The 22,016-nt window shown below is 36.7% G+C and carries 17 protein-coding genes and 1 pseudogene; 16 read left to right on the top strand and 2 right to left on the bottom strand.

Features of this window, described 5'->3' with window-relative positions; translation table 11 throughout:
- Positions 1-72 precede the first annotated feature (72 nt).
- The 8 genes and pseudogenes from acnA to C0966_RS05200 all read left to right on the top strand — a co-directional run bounded on the left by acnA (position 73) and on the right by C0966_RS05200 (position 10,148).
- Positions 73-2,781, top strand: coding sequence for an aconitate hydratase AcnA (acnA, locus tag C0966_RS05230; protein ID WP_274854124.1), 2,709 nt, complete (start codon positions 73-75; stop codon positions 2,779-2,781).
- Positions 2,782-2,873: 92 nt separating this feature from the next.
- A complete protein-coding gene (locus tag C0966_RS05225) occupies positions 2,874-3,170 on the top strand; it encodes a transposase (protein ID WP_274854123.1) in 297 nt (98 codons plus the stop codon).
- A gap of 8 nt (positions 3,171-3,178) precedes the next feature.
- Positions 3,179-4,060, top strand: a complete 882-nt coding sequence (locus tag C0966_RS05220; RefSeq protein WP_274854122.1) for an IS3 family transposase — start codon at positions 3,179-3,181, stop codon at positions 4,058-4,060.
- A 212-nt stretch (positions 4,061-4,272) separates the two neighbouring features.
- Positions 4,273-4,440, top strand: coding sequence for a hypothetical protein (locus tag C0966_RS18645; protein ID WP_425535917.1), 168 nt, complete (start codon positions 4,273-4,275; stop codon positions 4,438-4,440).
- 127 nt (positions 4,441-4,567) lie between these two features.
- Complete coding sequence (locus C0966_RS05215; RefSeq protein WP_274853404.1) at positions 4,568-5,851, top strand: IS110 family transposase; 1,284 nt, start codon at positions 4,568-4,570, stop codon at positions 5,849-5,851.
- Positions 5,852-6,408: 557 nt separating this feature from the next.
- Positions 6,409-6,741: a nucleotide pyrophosphohydrolase gene (locus C0966_RS05210; RefSeq protein WP_274854121.1), complete on the top strand. Its 333-nt coding sequence runs from the start codon at positions 6,409-6,411 to the stop codon at positions 6,739-6,741.
- Positions 6,742-6,811: 70 nt separating this feature from the next.
- Positions 6,812-8,758, top strand: coding sequence for a DUF2075 domain-containing protein (locus C0966_RS05205; RefSeq protein WP_274854120.1), 1,947 nt, complete (start codon positions 6,812-6,814; stop codon positions 8,756-8,758).
- A 196-nt stretch (positions 8,759-8,954) separates the two neighbouring features.
- A pseudogene (locus C0966_RS05200) lies at positions 8,955-10,148 on the top strand (IS256 family transposase).
- 181 nt (positions 10,149-10,329) lie between these two features.
- Here C0966_RS05200 and C0966_RS05195 read toward each other — a convergent pair.
- On the bottom strand, positions 10,330-11,433 hold the full coding sequence (locus tag C0966_RS05195) for a DNA cytosine methyltransferase (RefSeq protein WP_274854119.1): 1,104 nt from the start codon (positions 11,431-11,433) through the stop codon (positions 10,330-10,332).
- Between the two features lie 40 nt (positions 11,434-11,473).
- Positions 11,474-12,568, bottom strand: a complete 1,095-nt coding sequence (locus C0966_RS05190; protein ID WP_274854118.1) for a DNA cytosine methyltransferase — start codon at positions 12,566-12,568, stop codon at positions 11,474-11,476.
- Between the two features lie 253 nt (positions 12,569-12,821).
- Between C0966_RS05190 and C0966_RS05185 the strand changes: the two genes are divergently transcribed.
- The 8 genes from C0966_RS05185 to C0966_RS05150 all read left to right on the top strand — a co-directional run bounded on the left by C0966_RS05185 (position 12,822) and on the right by C0966_RS05150 (position 21,718).
- Complete coding sequence (locus C0966_RS05185) at positions 12,822-14,363, top strand: AAA family ATPase (protein ID WP_274854117.1); 1,542 nt, start codon at positions 12,822-12,824, stop codon at positions 14,361-14,363.
- Positions 14,356-14,970, top strand: coding sequence for an LlaJI family restriction endonuclease (locus C0966_RS05180; protein WP_274854116.1), 615 nt, complete (start codon positions 14,356-14,358; stop codon positions 14,968-14,970). The genes C0966_RS05185 and C0966_RS05180 overlap by 8 nt, the downstream gene beginning before the upstream one ends.
- A gap of 13 nt (positions 14,971-14,983) precedes the next feature.
- The gene (locus C0966_RS05175; protein ID WP_274854115.1) at positions 14,984-15,625 is read left to right on the top strand and encodes an LlaJI family restriction endonuclease; all 642 of its coding nucleotides are present in this window, start codon (positions 14,984-14,986) and stop codon (positions 15,623-15,625) included.
- Between the two features lie 854 nt (positions 15,626-16,479).
- Positions 16,480-17,600, top strand: a protein-coding gene (locus C0966_RS05170) for an IS3 family transposase (protein ID WP_274853335.1) whose coding sequence is annotated in 2 segments (ribosomal slippage) — positions 16,480-16,726 and positions 16,726-17,600 — 1,122 coding nt in all. Because the reading frame shifts where the segments join, the coding sequence is not laid out codon by codon here.
- Positions 17,601-17,883: 283 nt separating this feature from the next.
- Positions 17,884-18,903, top strand: coding sequence for an SMODS domain-containing nucleotidyltransferase (locus C0966_RS05165; protein WP_274854114.1), 1,020 nt, complete (start codon positions 17,884-17,886; stop codon positions 18,901-18,903).
- Positions 18,890-19,303 carry a hypothetical protein gene (locus C0966_RS05160; protein WP_274854113.1) on the top strand — a complete coding sequence of 138 codons (414 nt, stop codon included), beginning with the start codon at positions 18,890-18,892 and terminating at the stop codon, positions 19,301-19,303. Before C0966_RS05165 ends, C0966_RS05160 begins: the two co-directional genes overlap by 14 nt.
- Positions 19,304-19,306: 3 nt before the next feature.
- The gene (locus C0966_RS05155) at positions 19,307-20,275 is read left to right on the top strand and encodes a CBASS cGAMP-activated phospholipase (RefSeq protein WP_274854112.1); all 969 of its coding nucleotides are present in this window, start codon (positions 19,307-19,309) and stop codon (positions 20,273-20,275) included.
- A gap of 249 nt (positions 20,276-20,524) precedes the next feature.
- The gene (locus tag C0966_RS05150) at positions 20,525-21,718 is read left to right on the top strand and encodes an ISL3 family transposase (protein WP_274854111.1); all 1,194 of its coding nucleotides are present in this window, start codon (positions 20,525-20,527) and stop codon (positions 21,716-21,718) included.
- Positions 21,719-22,016: the final 298 nt, after the last annotated feature.

Here is a 22,016-nt window from a genome sequence, read left to right as displayed (position 1 = left end):
TGCAAAATTCAAACTTTTCGACATTTACAGTGATTTTCGTATTTGTTGAATACGAAAGAGGGGGTTTTACATTTGGTTAAAAACGATGTTTTTCAAGCTCGTTCGAGTTTTGAAATCAACGGAAAACGCTTTCATTACTACCGTTTAGCTGCACTCGAAGAAGCAGGTATAGGGAAAATTTCAAAACTTCCATATTCGATCAAGGTTTTGCTTGAATCTGTTCTTCGCCAGCTTGACGGCCGTGTGATCACAAAAGAACACGTTGAAAATCTTGCTAAATGGGGAACTAGCGAAGTAAAAGAAATTGATGTTCCATTTAAACCTTCACGTGTTATCCTTCAAGACTTTACAGGAGTTCCTGCAGTCGTTGACCTTGCTTCACTTCGGAAAGCGATGGCTGATATGGGCGGAGACCCTTACAAAATTAATCCTGAGAAGCCAGTTGACTTAGTAATTGACCACTCAGTACAAGTTGACAAATTCGGTACTCCGGATGCATTGGAAGCAAACATGGAGCTTGAATTTGAACGAAATGCAGAACGGTACAAATTCTTAAGCTGGGCGCAAAAGGCATTTGATAACTATCGTGCTGTACCGCCTGCAACAGGTATTGTTCACCAAGTAAACCTTGAATACCTTGCAAGCGTTGTTCATGCGATCGAAACTCCGAATGGAGACTACGAAACATTCCCTGATACACTAGTTGGTACCGATTCCCATACAACAATGATTAATGGTCTTGGAGTTCTTGGATGGGGTGTCGGCGGTATCGAAGCAGAAGCGGGAATGTTGGGGCAGCCTTCATACTTCCCGGTACCAGAAGTGGTTGGTGTGAAACTTGTCGGTAAACTTCCGGAAGGTTCAACAGCTACAGACCTTGCATTAAAAGTAACTCAAGTTTTACGCCAGAAAGGTGTAGTTGGCAAGTTTGTAGAGTTCTTCGGACCAGGTGTTTCAACTTTGCCGCTTGCTGACCGTGCAACGGTTGCAAATATGGCGCCGGAATATGGAGCAACTTGCGGATTCTTCCCTGTTGATTCTGAATCTCTGGATTATTTGCGCTTAACAGGCCGTCCTGAAGAACACATCAAAGTTGTTGAAACATATTGCCGTGAAAATGGACTATTCTTCGATCCAAATTTAGATCCAGTCTATACAGATGTAGTTGAAATTGATCTTTCAGAAATTCATGCAAATCTTTCCGGTCCGAAACGCCCGCAAGATTTAATCCCGCTGACAGAAATGCAAAAAGCTTTCCGCGAAGCTTTGACTGCGCCGGTGGGCAACCAGGGCTTTGGTTTGGATCAATCTGAAATTAACAAAGAAGTTACTGTGAATTTCCATAACGGCGATTCTACGACAATGAAAACCGGTGCAGTTGCCATCGCTGCGATCACAAGCTGTACAAACACATCAAATCCGTATGTTCTTGTCGGCGCAGGATTAGTAGCGAAAAAAGCGGTTGAACTCGGTCTTCAAGTACCGAAATATGTGAAAACGTCTTTAGCTCCGGGGTCAAAAGTTGTTACAGGATATCTTCGTGATTCAGGATTGCTGCCATATCTTGAGCAGCTCGGTTTTAACCTTGTCGGATATGGCTGTACAACATGTATCGGTAACTCTGGCCCGTTAAAAGACGAAATTGAAAAAGCGATTGCTGAAAACGATCTGCTCGTTACATCGGTCCTTTCCGGTAACCGCAACTTTGAAGGGCGTATTCATCCACTTGTAAAAGCGAACTATCTGGCTTCACCGCCGCTTGTCGTTGCATACGCTTTAGCAGGTACAGTGGATATCGATCTTCTAAACGATCCAATCGGAAAAGATAAAGACGGAAATGACGTCTTCTTTAAAGATATTTGGCCAACAACAGATGAAGTAAACAAAATTGTGAAGCAGACAGTAACACCTGAATTGTTCCGTAAAGAATATGAGCGTGTCTTCGATGATAACGAACGCTGGAACCAAATCCAAACAAGCAACGAGCCGCTATACACTTGGGATGAGGATTCAACATACATTCAAAATCCTCCATTCTTCGAAGGCTTGAAGCCGGATCCTGATGAAGTGAAGCCATTAACAGGCTTGCGCGTTGTAGGTAAATTCGGCGACTCTGTGACAACAGACCATATTTCTCCGGCCGGTGCAATCGGAAAAGATACGCCTGCAGGAAAATACTTGCGTGAAAAAGGCGTCCAGCCGCGCGACTTTAACTCTTACGGTTCACGCCGCGGAAACCATGAAGTCATGATGCGCGGTACGTTCGCGAATATCCGTATCCGCAACCAAATTGCTCCTGGTACAGAAGGCGGATATACAACGTACTGGCCGACTGGAGAAGTGACAACTATTTATGATGCTTGTATGCGTTATAAAAAAGATGGCACTGGTCTTGTCGTTCTTGCCGGCAAAGATTACGGAATGGGTTCATCCCGTGACTGGGCTGCGAAAGGTACAAACCTTTTAGGCATTAAAACTGTTATCGCAGAAAGCTTCGAGCGTATCCACCGTTCTAACCTTGTGTTAATGGGCGTACTTCCATTACAATTCAAGGAAGGCGAAAACGCTGATGTACTAGGCCTAACAGGAAAAGAAGTCATCGACGTTCATATCGATGAAAATGTAAGACCTCGCGACCTAGTAAAAGTGACTGCAACTGATGAAAATGGCAACAAAAAGACATTTGAAGTCCTTGTCCGCTTTGATTCTGAAGTGGAAATCGACTATTACCGTCACGGCGGTATCCTTCAAATGGTTCTTCGTGAAAAACTTAAAGGCTAATAAGAAAACACCATGCGCTTTGATATGATCCCCTTATAGTAGACAGAAAAAAGAAAGCCCATTAATCTGTCTACTATGGAGGGGATTTTTCTATGGGGAAAATACGAAAAACATATGATGTAAAGTTTAAAAAGAAAGCTGTGGATTTATATAAAAAAGAGGGCATGGGCTACAAATCGGTGGCTAAAGAGTTAGGGATTGATCATACCATGGTACGTCGATGGGTAGAACACTATGACAAGGAAGGAATGAAAGGGCTGGAGGAAAAACGCGGGAAGGCAAAAGGACCAGGCAAAGGAAGACCGAGAACTCGTCCAGAAGATCCTGAAACGAAAATCAAGCGTCTTGAAGCGGAAGTAGAGATGCTAAAAAAGCTCTTAAAAATGTGAAAGGGGGAATGGAAACCGTACCAACTCACAAGAAGTTCGCCATCATTCATGAAATGGCTGGTAACCCCATATCTATTCAAGAATTATGTAAGATTGCAGGCGTGTCTCGAAGTGGATATTACAATTGGGTAAAACGACAGAACCACCCTTCTCAAAAGCAATTAGAAGACGAACAGTTAAAGAAAAAAATCGAGGAGTGCCATAAAAAACTGAAAGGAATCTATGGGTATCGGAGAGTCAAAGTCTGGCTTAAGAGAAAATACAAACTGAATATCAACCATAAACGAGTACAAAGGTTGATGAGAGAGATGGGAATTTGTGCGGTGATTCGGAAGAAACGGCCTTATTACGGGAAGAAAGAGCCTTATGTCATTTCGGACAATCATCTAAACAGGGAATTTCACGCGTCAAAGCCAAACGAGAAGTGGGTGACAGATATTACATATTTGATTTTTAATGGGCAAAAGCTTTATTTGTCCGCCATTAAAGACCTATACAATAATGAAATTGTTGCCTACCATATTAGTCCAAGAAATGACATCAAACTGGTGCTTGATACTCTAAAAAAGGCCATAAAAAAACGGAATGTAAATGGACTACTCCTACATAGCGATCAGGGGTTCCAGTATACATCCCGCCAATACAACAACTTACTTAAAAGATACAATATAAAGGCCAGTATGTCCAGAAAAGGAAACTGTTTAGACAATGCCTGCATGGAAAACTTCTTCAGCCATTTAAAGACAGAGTGTTTCAATCTGTACTCATTTCGCAAAGCTGAAGAGATCAAGGATGCCGTACACAAATATATTCGTTTTTATAATCACCAACGTTTCCAAAAGAAATTAAATAACCTGAGTCCTTATGAATATAGGACTCAGGCTGCCTAAGTGTGCTTTTTTATTCCTGTCTACTTGACAGGGGTCACTTCACTTTGCATGGTGTTTTTATGTTTGTGCGCCCGGTATGGATGTAATTAGAAGATAAGAAAAAAATTGAAAAATTCCCAAATCTAATTATCCTTTTACAAATTGGGGAAGTGCTGAATGAAGTTTTAAATGAATATCATGACTCAATTTTTTGGCTATGAGATATTGAAATTTTGTTTGACAAACAATTACAACAACATCCTGTTAGATTACTAAAACATTTAAGTAAACGCTTTAAATTGATTCTATCATGGGCGGGTAAATATAATGGGAATGCTTTAATCTACGCGACCCCTAACATCCGGAGTATTTTATTTGCAGTGAATTTGAAGGGAAAGTAATAACTCTATAAAGGAGCATTCCTGTAATGAGGAAATTTGAGGTTTGATAAAAAAAAGTCCCCTTGGTATAGTACAGGGTGTCAATGCGCGTTGACCCCGAATTTCAATAAACCAAGGAGGACTCAAAATGAATTATACACAAAATCAAAAAATCTCTCAAATTACACCATCAACTCTCATTGTAGGTATTGATGTAGCTAAAGAAAAGCACGTTGCCCGTTTTCAAGATGACCGAGGCTTAGAATTTGGCAAGAGATTGATCTTTGAAAATCGTATACACGGCTTTCAAACCTTATTAGATTGGGTTAATCATATTCAAAAAGAAAATCATAAGGACCACGTGATTTTTGGAATGGAGCCAACAGGTCATTATTGGCTAAATCTTGCCTACTTTCTTAAGGCAAAAGGATATGATGTAGTGCTAGTGAATCCCATGCACGTCAAAAAAAGTAAAGAGCTTGATGACAATTCGCCTACAAAAAACGATACAAAAGATGCTCGTGTCATTGCACAGTTAATGAAAGATGGGCGATACTCCGTACCGAACCTATTAGAGGGCGTATACGCTGAACTAAGGGAAGGCGTCAAATTACGAGATCAGCTCATCAAACAGCTTATGATCATTGAAGGGCGGATTGAAAACGTCATTCAGCGCTTTTTCCCAGAGTTTTTCGATGTGTTTGGAGATTGGAAAGGTAAAGCAGCCTTTTATACCTTGCGCATGTTTCCATTTCCCTCTCATATTCAAAAGTTGTCACCAGAAGAAGTGCTGCAAAAATGGAAACCGTATGTACAGCGTGGGGTTGGGCTGAAACGAGCAACCCGACTCGTAGAAGTAGCGAAAAAGAGCGTTGGGATTGAGACAGGAATCCAGTTCGCAAAAAGAGAATTGGATTGCCTATTGGATCAATATGAGCTTTACAAGAAACAGTTAGCACAACTAGATGAAGAACTAGAAGGTGTTGTTGAAAGCATACCAGGTGCGAAACAAATGACCAATATCCCGGGACTTAGTCACACTACCATTGCTTTGTTCTTTGCGGAAGTAGGAGATTTAACCAAGTACAATCATCCGCAACAATTAGTCAATCTGGCAGGGCTTTCTTTAAGAGAACACAGTTCAGGAAAGTATAAAGGGCAAACACGCATAACCAAAAGGGGCCGAAGACGTTTACGAAAAGCATTATACCTGGCCATTCGACCATTGGTTGCCCATAATCCTGTATTTAAAGCCTTGCATCATTACTATACCAATCGGCCAGACAGGCCGTTAAAAAAACAACAGTCTCTGATTGCCTTGTGTTGTAAATTATTACGTGTGTTATTTGCCATTGGTAAGAAACAGTGTGAGTTTGATGGATTAAAGCTATTAAAGGGATTACCTCAAATAAAAGCATTACAGGCTGCATAAAAGCTTTCAAACGACTTGTTATTCTGACAAACACCAATAGTGCAGAGTTGGAGTATATTTTACACCATTCGGGCATTAGACCCTGTAAAGGAGCATATCCAACCTCCACCTCATGGATACGCAGGACGAAGGAATGTGTGGATCTTATAATCCAGTGATACATGGGAGGGTGAGCGACCATGAGAAGTGTGGAGACTTCTTGCACGGTCATACATGATATTACAGATATTGTAAATCTGTATTATAGGATGCACCTTACCATGTAAATATATTGAATAAATACAAGTAATATCCACTCATTTGAGGTAAAGAAGCTATTATGTGTTAGCGAAATTTAAAGAAAACGCGAGAATTTTGAAGAAAATTAAAGTTTATAGAGGGAGGAGAATCGGTATGTTTCGTTACAAAGAATTAATTCACTTTAAAAACTCATTCTTAACCGATAGGGTAGGGATGAGATTATTAATTGAGAAGTTGGAATAAAATAGATTAAAATAGTAATTTTTTGCTATAATTTATGTAAATTTTGTAAGAAATCTAGTTTGGTGGTGAGCTTTTTGAAACATATACAACAAAAAATTATTGACTTCCGTGATGCTCGCAACTGGCGACAGTTCCACAATCCAAAAGATTTAGCTATATCACTAAGCTTAGAAGCGGGAGAATTACTAGAAAATTTCCAATGGAAAAGTAGTGAGGAAGCAATACAAGCTAATTTTGAAAATATTAAAGATGAAATTGCAGATGTAATCATCTACGCGCTTCTGCTTTCTCACGAATTAGGGATTAACGTAGAAGAGACAATTGTCAATAAAATAAAGAAAAACGAACAAAAATATCCAATAGAGAAATCATTTGGATCGAAAAAGAAATATTATGAATTAGAGTAGAGGACAAAGATAAGAAATATAATTTGCAATATCGTGTCCTCGCAATCTCCATAATATAAAGGTGAGAAGAATGATAGTTTACGAAGCGACGAAAGATGAATTTTTAAAAGATGTGTTTGATGATCAATTAGTACATAATATTTGTAATAATTTCAAAGCTAAGATTGGGCGTGTCGACGAGAAAGAAATTCGAGCCTGGGATAACTCTATGAAATATATGTATCTTGTGTTGATTGATAACGAAATTCCAAGCAACGCAGGGGTGGCAATTGAGTTCAAAATTCCTCACACCTCTAAACGAGTTGATTTTCTTATTTCTGGTATGAATCAAAATTATAACAATTCGGTGGTAATTGTCGAATTAAAACAATGGGATAAGGTTGAAAAAGTAGAAGGGAAAGAAGCGATTGTAAAAACGGTAATAAATCGTCATATGGTTGAAACGACGCACCCTTCGTATCAAGCTTGGTCTTATGCCTCGTTGATTCAAGATTATAATGAAAATGCGCAAAGCGATCATATTCAACTTTATCCATGTGCTTATTTACACAACTATATGAACCTAGGTGAAAACGATCCTTTAGTTGATTCCATGTATCAATATTACATAGAGAAAGCCCCTTTATTTTTAAAAGGAGATGCAGCTAAATTACGTTCTTTTATCAAACGGTATGTCAAATATGGCGATAATAAAGAGAATCTTTACAAAATCGAAAAAGGGCGCATTCGACCATCTAAATCACTTCAAGATACATTGAACAGTATGTTAAAAGGTAATCGAGAATTTATAATGATTTATGATCAAAAAGTGGTATATGAGACAGCTCTTCAGCTAGCGAACGAAGCAATTAGAACGAATCAGAAACAAGTGTTGGTTGTTGAAGGTGGTCCGGGAACGGGCAAATCAGTGTTAGCGATTAATTTACTGGTAGAATTGACAAATCGAAGTTTAGTTTGTCAATACGTCACAAAAAACGCTGCACCAAGGAAAGTATACGCACAAAAATTAAAACAAGATTTCCGAAAGGGGCATATTGACAATTTGTTCACTAGTTCTGGTAGTTATGTAAACACACCTTCGAATGAGTTCGATGCTCTTATTGTTGATGAAGCCCATCGACTTAATGAGAAATCAGGAATGTTTCAAAATCTTGGTGAAAATCAAATAAAAGAAATTATCAATGCCTCGAAATTATCGATCTTTTTCATTGATGAACGACAGCGGGTAACATTAAAGGATGTTGGCAGTGTCCAGATGATCCAAAAATTTGCAAGTTTATATGGAGCCAAAGTAATAAAGGCAAAATTAGAGTCTCAGTTTCGTTGTAATGGGTCAGATGGTTATTTAGCTTGGATCGATGATGTTTTGCAAATTCGTGAAACAGCAAATACAAACTTTTTTGACAGTAATTATGATTTTCGAGTTTATTCAAATCCAAATGAGTTGCGCAGCGAAATTGAAAAGTTAAATAAAGTAAACAATAAATCTCGTATTGTAGCTGGGTATTGTTGGAATTGGATTAAAGAAGGGAAAAATAATTCGAATGTTCATGACATTGTCATTCCTGAACATAATTTCAGTATGAGTTGGAATCTTGGAAATTCTGAAACATGGGCAATTGATGAACATTCTGTTCGTGAAGCAGGTTGTATACATACGTGTCAAGGTCTTGAATTCGATTATGTCGGTGTTATTATTGGCGACGATTTAATTTACAAAGATGGACAAGTTCAAACAGACTACACGAAACGAGCAAAAACAGATCAATCCTTAAAAGGCTTGAAAAAGATGCTTAAGGAAAAACCAGATGAAGCATTGAAAATCGCAGACGAGATTATTCGAAATACGTATCGAACATTACTAACAAGAGGACAAAAAGGCTGTTTCGTTTATTGTACAAATAAAGAGTTAGAGAATTATTTAAGAAAACGGTTAAAGGACATCGAACATTCTTATAACGAAAATGAATTTTCTAAACCACTTTCCATTGTGGCAGAGGAGAAAGGAGAGTATTAAATCGAAATATTGCCAAATCGGTAACTATGCGTATAATGTGCAATCCAGACTATTCCAAAAAGAAGAATTGATCGCCTACTTAAACGAAAATGTAATCAGTATTGAAAAGTTACCGTTGAAAATGTAGAAAGTTTTGTGTAATTGGTCATACTTACCAATAAGGAGATATTCATTTATGCAAAACGAAAAAAACTGATTGGCTAAAGAATTTGCGAAAGTTTGTCGCACAGTGGAAGACATTCAGGAAAAGTTAAGGGATGCGTTCAAAGATACAATCCAACAGGTATTTGAAGCTGAAATTGACGATCATTTAGGCTACAAGAAACATAATAACAAAGGTGACCATTCCGGCAATAGCCTAAATGGGTACAGTCATAAAACAATTAAAACAAAGTTTGGCACCTCGGAATAAAAGTACTGAGAGACCTAAAAGGCGAATTTGAACCACGGATAATTAAGAAATATGAAATGAGCTCTAATGGATTGGAAGACCAAATCATAGGCCTTTATGCCAAAGGCATGTCTACCAGGGACATTGAAGATCATATACAGGACCTCTACGGTATTGAAGTATCCCATTCCATGGGCAGTAAGGTCACTGATAAAATCATGCCCCTCATCGTGGAGTGGAAATCCCGGCCATTGGATCGGATCTATTCGATTGTCTTTTGGATGCCATCCATTTCAAGGTTAGAAAAGAAATCGCATTGTGAGTAAGGTTACATATAGTGTTTTAGGGATCAATCTTTTTGGCCATAAAGAGATTCTGGGGATTTGGATCGGAGAAAATGAGAGTGCGAGTTTCTGGATGGGAGTCTGTTATGACCAGAAACACAGAGGAGTGAAGGATATCCTGATTGCCTGTAAGGACGGGCTTTCCGGCTTATCTGATGCCGTTAATACGGTTTTCCCTCAGACTGATATCCAGTTATGTATTATCCATCAAATCCGTAACTCTATGAAATACGCTTTGTACAAGGAACAAAAAGCGATCATGGCAGAATTAAAGAAAATCTACCAGGCACTCACTCTGGAAGAAGCTGAATTTGAGTTCCCAGACTTCAAGGAGAAATGGGGTAAAAAGCATCCAATCATCATCAAATCATGGGAAGCGAACTGGCTGGTACTGACCACCTTCTTCAGTTACCCTCCAGAAATAAGAAGGCTCATTTATACCACCAACACCATCGAAGGCTATCACCGGCAGTTCAGAATAGTCACGAAGACAAAGACGGCCTACCCGACCGATGATGCTCTCAGGAAAATTATATATTTGGCGACCATTGAAACATCAAAGAAGTGGAATATGCCTGTAAGATGATGGAAAGAATATATATCACAATTAGCCAAATATTATGGGGAAAAACTGGAAGCCGAACTTTTATCTTAAAACCGAAAGTTAGTGCCGGCTTGACAGGGAGCCTCTACGGGCATGATTTCTGGCGATTGGGCGATACCTTCTTTAAGCATCGCCTGGCAGCCAAGCCTATCATACCCGCCACTCCATGTAAAGCCTTTATATATTAATTTGGCTCTAAAAACCAATTACACAAAATTATTTATACTCCCTGTTAAATATCAAATTCTAATTGTTTAAATCGGTCTTCCTTTGAGGATTTTTTCTTTTTTTCTGTAAAATACTGTTCTTTAATTGCCTCGGCGATTACTTTTACAAACAAGGGTGGAACAGCATTGCCTATTTGACGCCATTGTTCTTTAAAATCTCCCATAAATTCGTAATCATCGTCAAAAGATTGAATACGTTTTATTTCAGAAATTCTCAAAAAGCGATTTTTCCAATGAAAAGGTCCCATATTATTAGAAAAACTCGCTTGTATCGTCCATGAGGGACGATCTGGTGATAATTTTAAAAGGAATGACCAATATCGTGATCTCCACTTGAATTTCGGATTTGGATGATCTCGTTCAGCCGTAAAATATAGATAATTATCCCCAGGTGGAATTTCTTTTAACAAATCTTTATGTTTAGAACCAGCTTGCATTTTCTCATCTTCTGGTAAATCATAATCCAGATCACCGATTGCTTGTCCACATGTAACCCATGGTTTCTTGTTTTTGTCTTTCACAGGGTCATATTTTTCAGGAATATAGTGCGTTGGTTCGGGAAAAACAAATGGTTCACCAAAATCTTTTCTTACACCAATACAAATAAATCGCTCCCTAGTTTGTGGAACACCATATTCCGCAGTATTACAAACTTGCCAAGTAATATGATAGCCTAATGTTTTAGAACGTTCTTTTAGTAAGTCAAAAGCTGCTTGATGCGGCTTATATATAAAGCCATGAACGTTTTCAAAGAAGAATATTTTGGGACGAATTTCTTCTAGAGCTCGAAAATACTCATTTAAAGTAAAGGCGTTTTCATCCTCTAAAGCTCTTTTCTTTTCTTTACGATAAAATCTAGATTTAGAGTATGGTGGACAAGGTGGACCGCCTACAAGACAATCAATTTCCTCTACTCCTAAACGTTGAATAACATCCTTAAAATCAATTCCACGGATATCTTTGCACTCCACAATTTTCCCTGTTTTATTGTGTTTAAGTGTTTGACAAGCAATTTCTTCGATATCAGTTGAGTATAAAATATCAAAGCCAGCCTTTTTAAACCCTAGGTCAATTCCTCCTCCACCAGAAAAGATGCTTATTACATTCACTTTTTACGCTTCCTCCTTGCTGCCTCTGATTGTATGTTTCTTAGACTAAGGTTGAAGTTCTAGCAATATTTATATCTACTTTGACATAGTCTTCTAGACTTTCCTTTAAAAATTCGATCATAGCTTTACCCATTAAAGGAGGGACAGCATTTCCTATTTGGCGTTGAATAGATCTTCTGCTTCCGTAAAACTTATATCCTTTAGGAAACGACTGAAGAGCCGCAATTTCAGGTACCCTTAATCTTCTTGATGTCCAATGGAATGGACCAATCCATGGACCAGGTTGTGCTGTAATAGTCCATGATGGATTATCTGGCGATAATTTTAATAAAAAATTCCAAAATCGTTTATCAGCAACAAATTTTGGATTCGGATGACCTGCCCATTCAGTAAGTGCTTTATAATTCATCCCAGGAGGAATCTCAAGTAATTCTTTATAATATTTTCCGCCTTCTGTAACCTCTTCTTTTTCAAAGTACTCAGGAGTATCGAATTCTTCTATTGCTTCACCAGCAGTTACATAAGGTTTCAAATGGGATTCAAGCAAATTTTCAGGATCACCGTGTGTGATTTTTGGTTCATCAGATTTAAATGTACCTTTACTACCAATAATAAATAAACGTTTCCTTTTTTGAGGCACTCCATAGTTAAGAGCGTTGGCACGAATAATTTTATATTTATATCCTGCTTCTTGAATTATTTCGATGAAAGTATCAACAATCACCTTATTGGTAGGGTGGAGTAAACTTTCTACATTTTCAAAAACAAATCCATCTGGAGATAAATCAGTAACTACTCGTAAAAATTCGTTTACTAAACTTGCTCTCGGATCGTTAATTCCTTTACGTATTTTATTCGTTACCCAATATCCATTTTTAGAAAATGGCTGACATGGTGCACCGCCTATGATTATGAATTTCTCATCATCTTTAATACCTGATAAATCTTTTATCTGTTCGCTTGAATATTCACTTAAGTCACCACAAATAATCGTTGTATTATTAAATTCGGCATTCATTTTTAATGTTTTAATACAATCCTCATCTATATCAATACTAAATACTACGGGAACTCCCGCCATAAAGCTAGCAATATCAAAACCACCAGCCCCAGAGAATAAACTTATAGCTTTCATAATGTACATCAGACTCCCGTTTAAAATTTTAAAGTCCTAAATTATATGATATCAAACATTAGCTCTTATTCAAGCGTTAAGTATTGATATTCGGATTTCTTATTATAACATGGAACTTTTGGATAGATGATAAAAAAGCAGTTTTGCTATTTTTAGAAATGTTGTTGAATGTGCATATTTTCGTTTGTAAAATTAAGTATTGTATGGTTGTTTAATGAAATTTGATAATCTTATATAGTAAGGTGAGTGAAGGATGCAGGAATATATTTATTTTCAGGCTAATTCAGATGGATCGGTACAACTCGGTCCTCAACCTGAGGGACCTTTTAAACCGGAAATAATTCAAATACTAAAAGAAGCGCTTTCGTGTAATGGTTGGAATATTGATTATGAAAACACTGATAGCCAACCTTATTTATTTAAAATTAGTGCTAATGATCGTTTTATGGATGTCTATATCTATTGTTGGAGAGTATCAAATGGTGGAAGACAATCGAGACCATATGAACAGAGAATACAGATTGGGAAAGCTGGAGAGGAAGGCTTTTTGATTGATAACAGCACTGATCCATTTAAAAAAGGACTTTTATTAGGGATTTATAAGAAAGATAGGGAAGATCCTATAATTGTGGCGTGGGAAACGGAAAAAAATCGTAACCATGGTTCTTCAAAATCCTGTTTTATTGATATTAGAGGTATTGCTCAAGCAATGAGAGATGGGTTTATTCAAACAAGAGATAATCATGGGAATTTAATTTGTGCATTTAAAAAGGAATTCTTAAACTTCTATATTTCTAATTTGAAAATGCTTCATACAATAGACTTTTCTCATGTAATAAATAATGTAAATTACTCCTCAGAACTCATTAACGAAACTCCAGGAGAGAATCAGTATGATATTTCACGTGTAGGAACCAACAAAATTGTGTATGGTGCACCTGGAGTTGGAAAAAGCTACAGTTTAGGTAAAGAAAGTATGCGAGTAACTTTTCACCCTGAATACACATATTATGATTTTGTTGGTGGGTTAAAGCCTTGTAAAAATGAAAGCGGAGAAATTTCTTATGATTTTGTACCAGGACCTTTCTTAAGAATACTAAAGAAAGCATACGATCATCCAAATGAAATGCATACTTTAGTAATTGAGGAAATAAACAGAGCAAATACTGCTGCGGTATTTGGAGATATATTTCAGTTATTAGATAGAGATGAATATGGATGGAGTGAATACTCAATAGATAATAAGGAGATTCTAGAATATCTCAACAGTGGAAGGGAAGAAAATCAAAAAATTAAAGAAGTTAAAATTCCAGGTAATCTTAACTTGTATGCGACGATGAATAGTGCAGACCAAGGTGTATTCGTTATGGATTCAGCTTTTAAACGTCGGTGGGAATTTGAATATAAGGGTATTTCATTTAATGAAATACCACATTCTCAAAAGCATTTAACTTATGCAGGATATAAAATTACTTGGGCTAACTTCGCAAATACAATTAATGAGTACCTTTCTTCTGTATTAAGAGTAAATGAGGATAAACTAATTGGACCATATTTTATTAAAGAAAACGAACTACTAGATAATAAAAAAATAGCTTTTAAATTACTAATTTACTTGTGGGATGATGTAGTTCGTCATCAACGTAATGAATTATTTAATGATATATATAGTACTTTTTCAGCAGTTTCCAATGCTTTTATTTTAGGGCAGGAAAGAATTTTTGTTGAAGAGTTAGATCAAATGTTGTATGACAAACGAATTATTTCTGAAGGAATAAGTGATATAGATGAATAATCTGTATTTTTTCACGGAACATGAGTATAAGACCAGTAAATACGTAAAAATCCCTTCAGTATTTTACGAAAGAGGTTTATGCGACAAGATAAGAAATGATTTAGTTAGATTCAAGATAACCGGAATCATAGAATTTCAAGAAAATCTCTTTGTTGTTTTACCCAAAGGAATGGAAATCCCATCAAATGATTATGAAAAGCAGCTGGCTGCACGTTTAATTTACAAGGTATTAAATAAATATTCAAAAACAAATTTGTTGGATGAAGAGGAAAATGATTGGTTAGGAGACAAAGAGACCACCAAAGTATTTGAATTAGTGCAATGGTTTGTGGAAGACTATCGTCAGAACGGTTTAATTTACATGCAAAGAAGAATAGAACAAATAAATGGAAATGCACGAATTAATTGGTCAAAAACTTTGACTAAAATGTCGCCGATTTTGATTAAAAATAAGATGTTTTACATAGATTTAATTACATCTAAAAATGATATAGCTAATGACCACGAACTAACATTAATTCATGCTTTTGTACTTAAAGAAATTAAAGAAAGATTCGGATGGCTCTTTAATTTTAATTTTGAATTTTATATTGATAACACCCTGTAACAGTATAAAGTACATGCAGTATAGATTACAACAAGCTTTAAGGACTACCTATGTCGATCGTGAAATCACACTTTTTAAGAAAATTTTATCTTATTTAGAAATGAAATCACGAAATAGAAATTCTGATAATTTTAATATTTATGCTACGCCATTCTTTCATAATGTTTGGGAATCGATTTGTTCAGAAATACTAGGGGACATGGATGAACTACATATCATAGTACCCAATCCGTACTGGATGTTTAAAGGTAACAAGCTTAAAACATCGCAGATTCCAGACATTTTGATACAGACGGGTGAATCAATTTTTATATTTGATGCCAAGTATTATCGGATTAAGGCTGGGTTAGATAAGTTACCAGGTTGGGGAGATATTGTAAAACAGTTGTTTTATTCTTTATCAATGAAAAATAGATTTAATCAACTATATAATGTTTTCTTGTTTCCCGATACATGTGGCAACGGATTTGAGTATTTAGGATATGCAAGTGTTGAAGGAATGGAAGATGAATTTAGAAATGTATTAGCTTTTGGAATAGACATAGGCACAGCGATGAAATTTTATGTGAAGGAACTGGATAGTGAGAAGAGAATAGAGTTTGTAGATAAGATAATATATGAAATTAAAGAACTTCAATTACAGTTCTCTTCATAGTTTTTGTGTTGAAAAAGGTTCATTTTTTCTTATTATATTATTTTTTGATTTCTATCCCGAACTATAGACAAGGGGCATTGTAACTTGACATGGAGTCTCTGAGAGCATCATCCTCTCCCAAGTAGCCAACCATTACTTAGTTGGCATCGCCGAATTAGTCTATCATGCCCGCCACACCATATCAAGCTGAGTTTTTCAATTGATATGGTAATGTTATACCCGAACTTCCTTTATGATAAAAGTTTCTTTTTCTTGCATTGCATAGAGTTCTTTTGGTGATAGATACAGAAAAACTGAAATGTATCCGGCGTTCATTATAAAATTTAATAAACTCTGAGACTGCTTTGTATGCTTCCTCATTAAGATTCAAATTGAAATCTGCTGAGGCATTTATCTTCAAAAATTCGATACAAAGCCTCAATACAAGGTAAAACCACCATAAAGAGTGGCATATTAATACTTTTTGTATCAATACCAGTATGGACCGTAGGGATTTATTTTCATACCTGGGTGTGAGAAGTCGGATGCTAGTTACCCACTCCTATTCGATTGTGTTCCTAGATAAGGTGATTGAAAGTATTGAATCGGCTACACTTAACTGGACAAAAAAATTAAGGTCAGGTAGACTAACCATCCAATCTGGGTATACTGCTAATCAAGCATAAGAGATCCCATACCAGCAACTTTACTAGGAGAGGCGGGTATGCTAGCCTGTTTGGCAAGCCAGATGTTTTCATCATCTGGTTTCCTGGCTGGGAAAGCATGCCCGTAGAGGCTCCTTGTCAAGTTGCGGTGTTTACCCTCTAAATTTGGAAGTCTACTTCATCTCATTCAGTTAATGGAGGTACGCCGATATGACGAGAGCTAGAAGAACATTTACTCCCGAATTTAAAGCTCAAATGGTCAAACTATATGAAAGTGGTAAGCCTAGAAAAGACATTATAAGTGAATACAATTTAACGCCTTCGGCATTAGACAAATGGGTGAAACAGAGCCAAACATCTGGTTCATTTAAAGAGAAGGACAACCGAACACCTGAAAAAGAAGAACTGATCAAGCTTCGTAAAGAAAATCAGCGTTTACTGATGGAGAATGATATTTTAAAGCAAGCTGCGCTGATACTAGGACGAAAGTAAATGTGATTAAAAATAATCGTCACAAATACTCGATATCAGCAATGTGCGACGTCCTACAACTCCCAAGAAGTACCTATTATTATGAAGCAAAAGAGCAATCTAAATCAGATGATGAACTTACTGTTACCATAATCGATATTTTTCATAAAAGCCGCCAGAACTATGGCACTCGTAAGATAAAACATGAGTTGAAAAAACTCGGTAAAATTGCATCCAGAAGACGTATTGGCCGAATCATGAAAGAAAATGGGCTAGTATCAAAATATACAGTTGCCCAGTTTAAGCCACATGTGGATAAATGTAATGAATCTAAAGTTGAAAATGTGTTGAATAGGGAATTTGATCAACAAAAGGAATTAACGGTTGTAGTCAGTGATTTAACATACGTAAGGGTCCAAAAAAATTGGCATTACATATGTCTATTTGTTGATCTTTACAATAGAGAAATTGTTGGACATAGTGCCGGTCCTAATAAAGATGCTGGACTAGTCTACCAAGCCTTATCAACGATTAAAGCTGATTTAAGACAAATTCAACTATTTCACACAGACCGAGGAAACGAGTTTAAAAACAAGACAATCGATGAAGCTTTAGAAACATTCGAGATTAAACGGTCGTTAAGCATGAAAGGTTGCCCATATGATAACGCAGTAGCCGAAGCCACATTTAAAATTATCAAGACAGAATTTGTAAAAGGTAAATATTTTGAAAGTTTAGAGCAATTAAAATTGGAATTAGATGATTATGTACATTGGTTTAATCATATAAGAATTCACGGAACACTCGGGTATTTAAGCCCTATTGAATACAAAAAGGAACACCTTAAAAAAATTGTCTAGTTTAGTGTTGACATACCATATAATCAACCCAATTGGATTAGGGAGTGGGAGAGGGGTAGCTACCCTTATACTTTTGGTCATACAATATTTAAGTAGTTATTACTTTTATGAAATATATACTATATATAGTAGTGCAGAACAAATATTCCCACTAACTATTGATTAGTTTAATAGTTCAATAGTATTATTAAATTATAAGTGTTCATGTTAAGATTTTGCATCTGGATTTTACATACTCCTAACATGAACCAAAAATACTCTTAAACCATACTGGAGTGAATTTATGAAGTTAAATGACCATTTTAAAAAATTTGTAGGGAACATCTCATTGAATCCAACAAGGAAAAGCCGTGTTGAAAGTGCACTAAACCATTGGGAAAACAATTTTAAAGAAGACGAAGAATTAAAAGACCTATTCTTGGACTTTTATTCCCAAGGATCTTACAGTACCGACACAGGAGTTAAACCTAAAAATAATGACGAATTTGATGTTGATGCCATTCTCCTTCTCAATATTGACGAAAAGGAAGAACCAAAAGATATCCTCAAAAAAATTTCCGTCCGAATTAAAAGTCATAAAGAATTTGAAGATAGAGTAAAAGTGAAAGACCGTTGTGTAAGAATTGATTACGCTGGGGACTTTCATGTTGATATCGTTCCCGCGTTGCCATTTGAGAATGTCATTAAGATTCCTTCCAAGAAGGAAAATGAATGGTGCCAAACTAATCCCGTAGGATTTACTAATTGGTGCAATGCCATTAACAGCAAGACAGACGGTTATTTTGCAAAAATAGTGAAAATCATGAAGCATTGGCGAGACGATAATGTCGGAAAAGATACAGCACCCAAATCTATCTTAATGACCACTTTAATCGGAAACAGTTTTGTGAAAAAAAGTTCCATTGCTGAAACATTGGTAGAAACATTAATCTCTCTCGTAGATCAATTGGAATGTCTATTAGAAGAAGATGAGATATACGTTGAAAATCCTTCCCTTGAAGATGAAAATTTGGCAAGAAATTGGGATCATACGAAAGCTGGACGGTTCCTCAAAAAGGTAAAAAATCTAAAAGACGATTGCCAAGACGCTTTAGATGATAAGGACAAGGAAAGCAGCATTGAAAAATGGCAAAACATTTTCGGTAAGTCCTACTTTCCATCCAGTCTAGGTGAAGTAAAGGATATGGCTGACAATATTAGTAGAGGCTTAGTAAAAGTGTCTTCTGCTGGCATCCTAAACCAAGATCATGGGACAAAAGTCCGCGACCATCGTTTTTATGGTAAACAAGATGAAGAATATTAAAACCATTAATTTGGGATTGCAAAATTTTGCCATATCAAAAAAATTCCCTTCATTTAGACTATTTAAAGATAGTCATCAAAATATTTACTGGATAGGAAAACTGCAACCTTCAGAAAAATCACCAATCTACACTGTCAAAATCCAATACGATCCATATCAACCTAAGGTTTTTGTCTTGGAGCCAGAAATATTAAGATCCGCACCCCTTCGTTATGGCGACAACTCCTTATGTTTATATCATCCAAACGATAATAGTTATAGACCTGACATGTTAATTTCTGATACCCTAATACCTTGGGCTTCTGAATGGTTATATTTTTATAATATTTGGTTAGAAGAAGGTGTTTGGTGGGGTAAAGAAGCTCCCCACAGCCCAATTAGTTTTACAGAGAGGAAGTAAAAAATGTTAAATTGGGAACACATAAAGACGGGGAACTGGCAGCCAAGAGAACATAATGCCTTTAAAATTTTATCAATTGATGGTGGAGGAATGAAGGGAATAATTCCTGCTCGATATTTAAAACTTGTTGAAGAAGTTATCAGAACGCCCATTTACCTACACTTCGATTTATTAGCAGGTACATCAACTGGTGGAATCATATGCTTAGGATTGGCATCTGGAATGAGCGCTGAAGAAATCTCCAATCTATATATTAGTGAAGGCAAGCGTATTTTCGGTAATAAAAAGGCAAGCGGATATTTTATTAACACATCTTACGATAACACATCATTAAAAGCCCTTTTAATGGAGAAGTTCACTGATAAGAGGATTAATGATGCCAAGACATTGTTGTGTATTCCTTCCATTGAACATCATAAAGCTGAACCTAAAGTTTATAAAACTCCCCACTGCTCAGATTATATTAGGGACGGAGAGCGTTACATGTGGGAGGTAGGATTGGCAACGTCCGCCGCTCCTACATACTTCCCTGCTGCCAATATAGGTGACGGAGAATGTAAAATAGATGGTGGACTTTGGGCAAACAATCCAGTATTAGTAGGGATAGCTGAGGCCAAAAAGTTAGGATTTACACTTGATCAAATAAAAGTGCTTTCCATTGGAACAGGTGACAGTTTATACAATGCCCCTAATAAGATTGCGGAAGCAGGTGGATGGTTGTCCTGGAGGAAGAAGCTGGTGGAACTTACGATGCAAGCACAGTCAAAAGGTGCTGAACACACTGCCAGGTATCTAATCGGAAGTAATTTAATCCGTTTAAATCCAACTCTTCCTCGACCGATACCATTAGACACCACGAACAAAGAAGATATTTCTATCATGATACAGGAAGCAAACCACATGTTTGAAAGGACTTTTATTCCGCTAGGCATAAAAGATATGTTTTTCGAAAGAAGTGCAATACTTCAATAGTAATAATGGTTTGAATTCTAATAAACAGGTTTGGATTTGAAAGTGTAAAATAGTAAACAATCATTTAAAATGGGGTGCAATTCGCACCTCTTTTGTTATATTATCACTATTTTAGAAGAGTTCAATCAAGAGAAATTAGATGTTTTGATTCATCACCACATTTTGTGATTTAACCCAAAAAATAAGGAAAACACTCACGAATTCCTGGCAATAATGTTAGCGTGACTTAACATAACAGGAGGTTCAAAAGTGTTTTCCGTATCACTAGATTTGCCAGAATTTGAAGTTGTTAAACAAGTATTTCTTGAAGATTGCAATCTGTTACATGTTGAGAAAAATACGATGGAAGAACGTTGTACTTTTTGCGGCTTTTTTACCAGTAATGTCCACGACTGGCGGACAAGAAAGGTTCGTGACTTGTCCGTATTAGGTAAGCCCCTTTTCTTATTAGTCAGAGTGCATAGATACCGTTGTCACAACTGTAATGAGGTATTTTCACAAACATTTGAATCTATCAGTCCTAATAAGCATCAGACCAATCGATACAGAGAATATCTGTATCAAATGTGCAATGGATCCACTATTCAAGAAGTAAGTCGAAAGGAAAAAGTTCCTTATACGACAGTAGAAAGAATTTTTTATTCCATCGCTAAAGAAAAAGAAATGGAGCATTTAGAACATCTTGATAGTGCTTTAGAAAACAATGAACTAGTCCTTAGCCTTGATGAGATCGCTGTTCGAAAGGGTCACCGATATGAAACCGTTCTAATGGATGCCCAATCCGGCAGTGTTCTTGGTATGGAACATCAACGTAGTTATGATTCTACTCTAACCTTACTCTCCAAGGAGATCCTGGCTAATAAGTGTGTTCAAACCGTTGTCATGGATATGTGGGATCCCTTTCATAAAGCTGTTAAATCTATATTCCCAGAGGCCTGTATCGTCATTGATAAATATCATGTGGTGCAAAAGGTGACACATGCACTTGACCAAGTTAGAAAGAAAACTCCTGGACTAAAAAAGGGACGGTTTAAACTCTTGAAAGGTTCTGAAAAGTTAACGGCTAATGAAAAACAACAATTAGACGAGATGCTCAAAGAGCATTCAGAATTGTCATATGCCTATTTTCTAAAAGAACTCTTTAGAGAAATATACCAAGTGAATGACTATGATACAGCTGATTCACTCTTAGAAGAATGGATTCAACTCGCATGGAGCAGCCCATTTCCTTCATTTCATCAAGTTGCCAAGACGATAGAAAATTGGAAGGCACAAATTTTACAATATTTTCTTACACCTTTTACGAATGGCCGGATTGAAGGTACAAACCATAAGATTAAGAACATCAAAAGACGTGCTTTTGGCTTCAGAAACCTTGAAAGATTTCGGCTACGTGTATTTTTGGAATGTACAGGTAAAACTTATAAAAATCAGGTTGCTTAACCTTGCCCTCCATCAGCTTTCCGCATTGTAGTTGGTAGAATGGAAGCCGTCAAGGAAAGCACTTGACCGCTTCCATTCTACCAACTTAGTGGTCTGCAAGCTGACGAAGGGGCTACTCTAGATTGAGTACCAATCTAGCTAACTTATTTCAGGAATTGTGTGGACATCACAGAATATGGTGAAGAGACTACATATCTAACCCAAATAACATAATATAAGATTTGTAAAGCGGTACATTGTGAACGATAGGGTCATTGTGCACTCGTTTTAAGGTTGCCAGCTTTGATATGGCTTCGTG

It is taken from the genome of Bacillus methanolicus, from assembly GCF_028888695.1.
Lineage (GTDB): Bacteria > Bacillota > Bacilli > Bacillales > Cytobacillaceae > Bacillus_Z > Bacillus_Z methanolicus_B.
The sequence above is the reverse complement of the archived record's forward strand: the minus strand, read 5'-3'. Positions and strand labels throughout refer to the sequence as shown.

Coding starts and splice junctions, on each gene's coding strand:
- C0966_RS05205 (WP_274854120.1), top strand. CDS start 6,812: ATGATAGTTTACGAAGCGACGAAAGATGAATTTTTAAAAGATGTGTTT.
- C0966_RS05155 (WP_274854112.1), top strand. CDS start 19,307: ATGTTAAATTGGGAACACATAAAGACGGGGAACTGGCAGCCAAGAGAA.
- C0966_RS05185 (WP_274854117.1), top strand. CDS start 12,822: ATGCAGGAATATATTTATTTTCAGGCTAATTCAGATGGATCGGTACAA.
- C0966_RS05160 (WP_274854113.1), top strand. CDS start 18,890: ATGAAGAATATTAAAACCATTAATTTGGGATTGCAAAATTTTGCCATA.
- C0966_RS05180 (WP_274854116.1), top strand. CDS start 14,356: ATGAATAATCTGTATTTTTTCACGGAACATGAGTATAAGACCAGTAAA.
- C0966_RS05165 (WP_274854114.1), top strand. CDS start 17,884: ATGAAGTTAAATGACCATTTTAAAAAATTTGTAGGGAACATCTCATTG.
- C0966_RS05225 (WP_274854123.1), top strand. CDS start 2,874: ATGGGGAAAATACGAAAAACATATGATGTAAAGTTTAAAAAGAAAGCT.
- C0966_RS05215 (WP_274853404.1), top strand. CDS start 4,568: ATGAATTATACACAAAATCAAAAAATCTCTCAAATTACACCATCAACT.
- C0966_RS05220 (WP_274854122.1), top strand. CDS start 3,179: ATGGAAACCGTACCAACTCACAAGAAGTTCGCCATCATTCATGAAATG.
- C0966_RS05190 (WP_274854118.1), bottom strand. CDS start 12,568: ATGAAAGCTATAAGTTTATTCTCTGGGGCTGGTGGTTTTGATATTGCT.
- C0966_RS05175 (WP_274854115.1), top strand. CDS start 14,984: ATGCAGTATAGATTACAACAAGCTTTAAGGACTACCTATGTCGATCGT.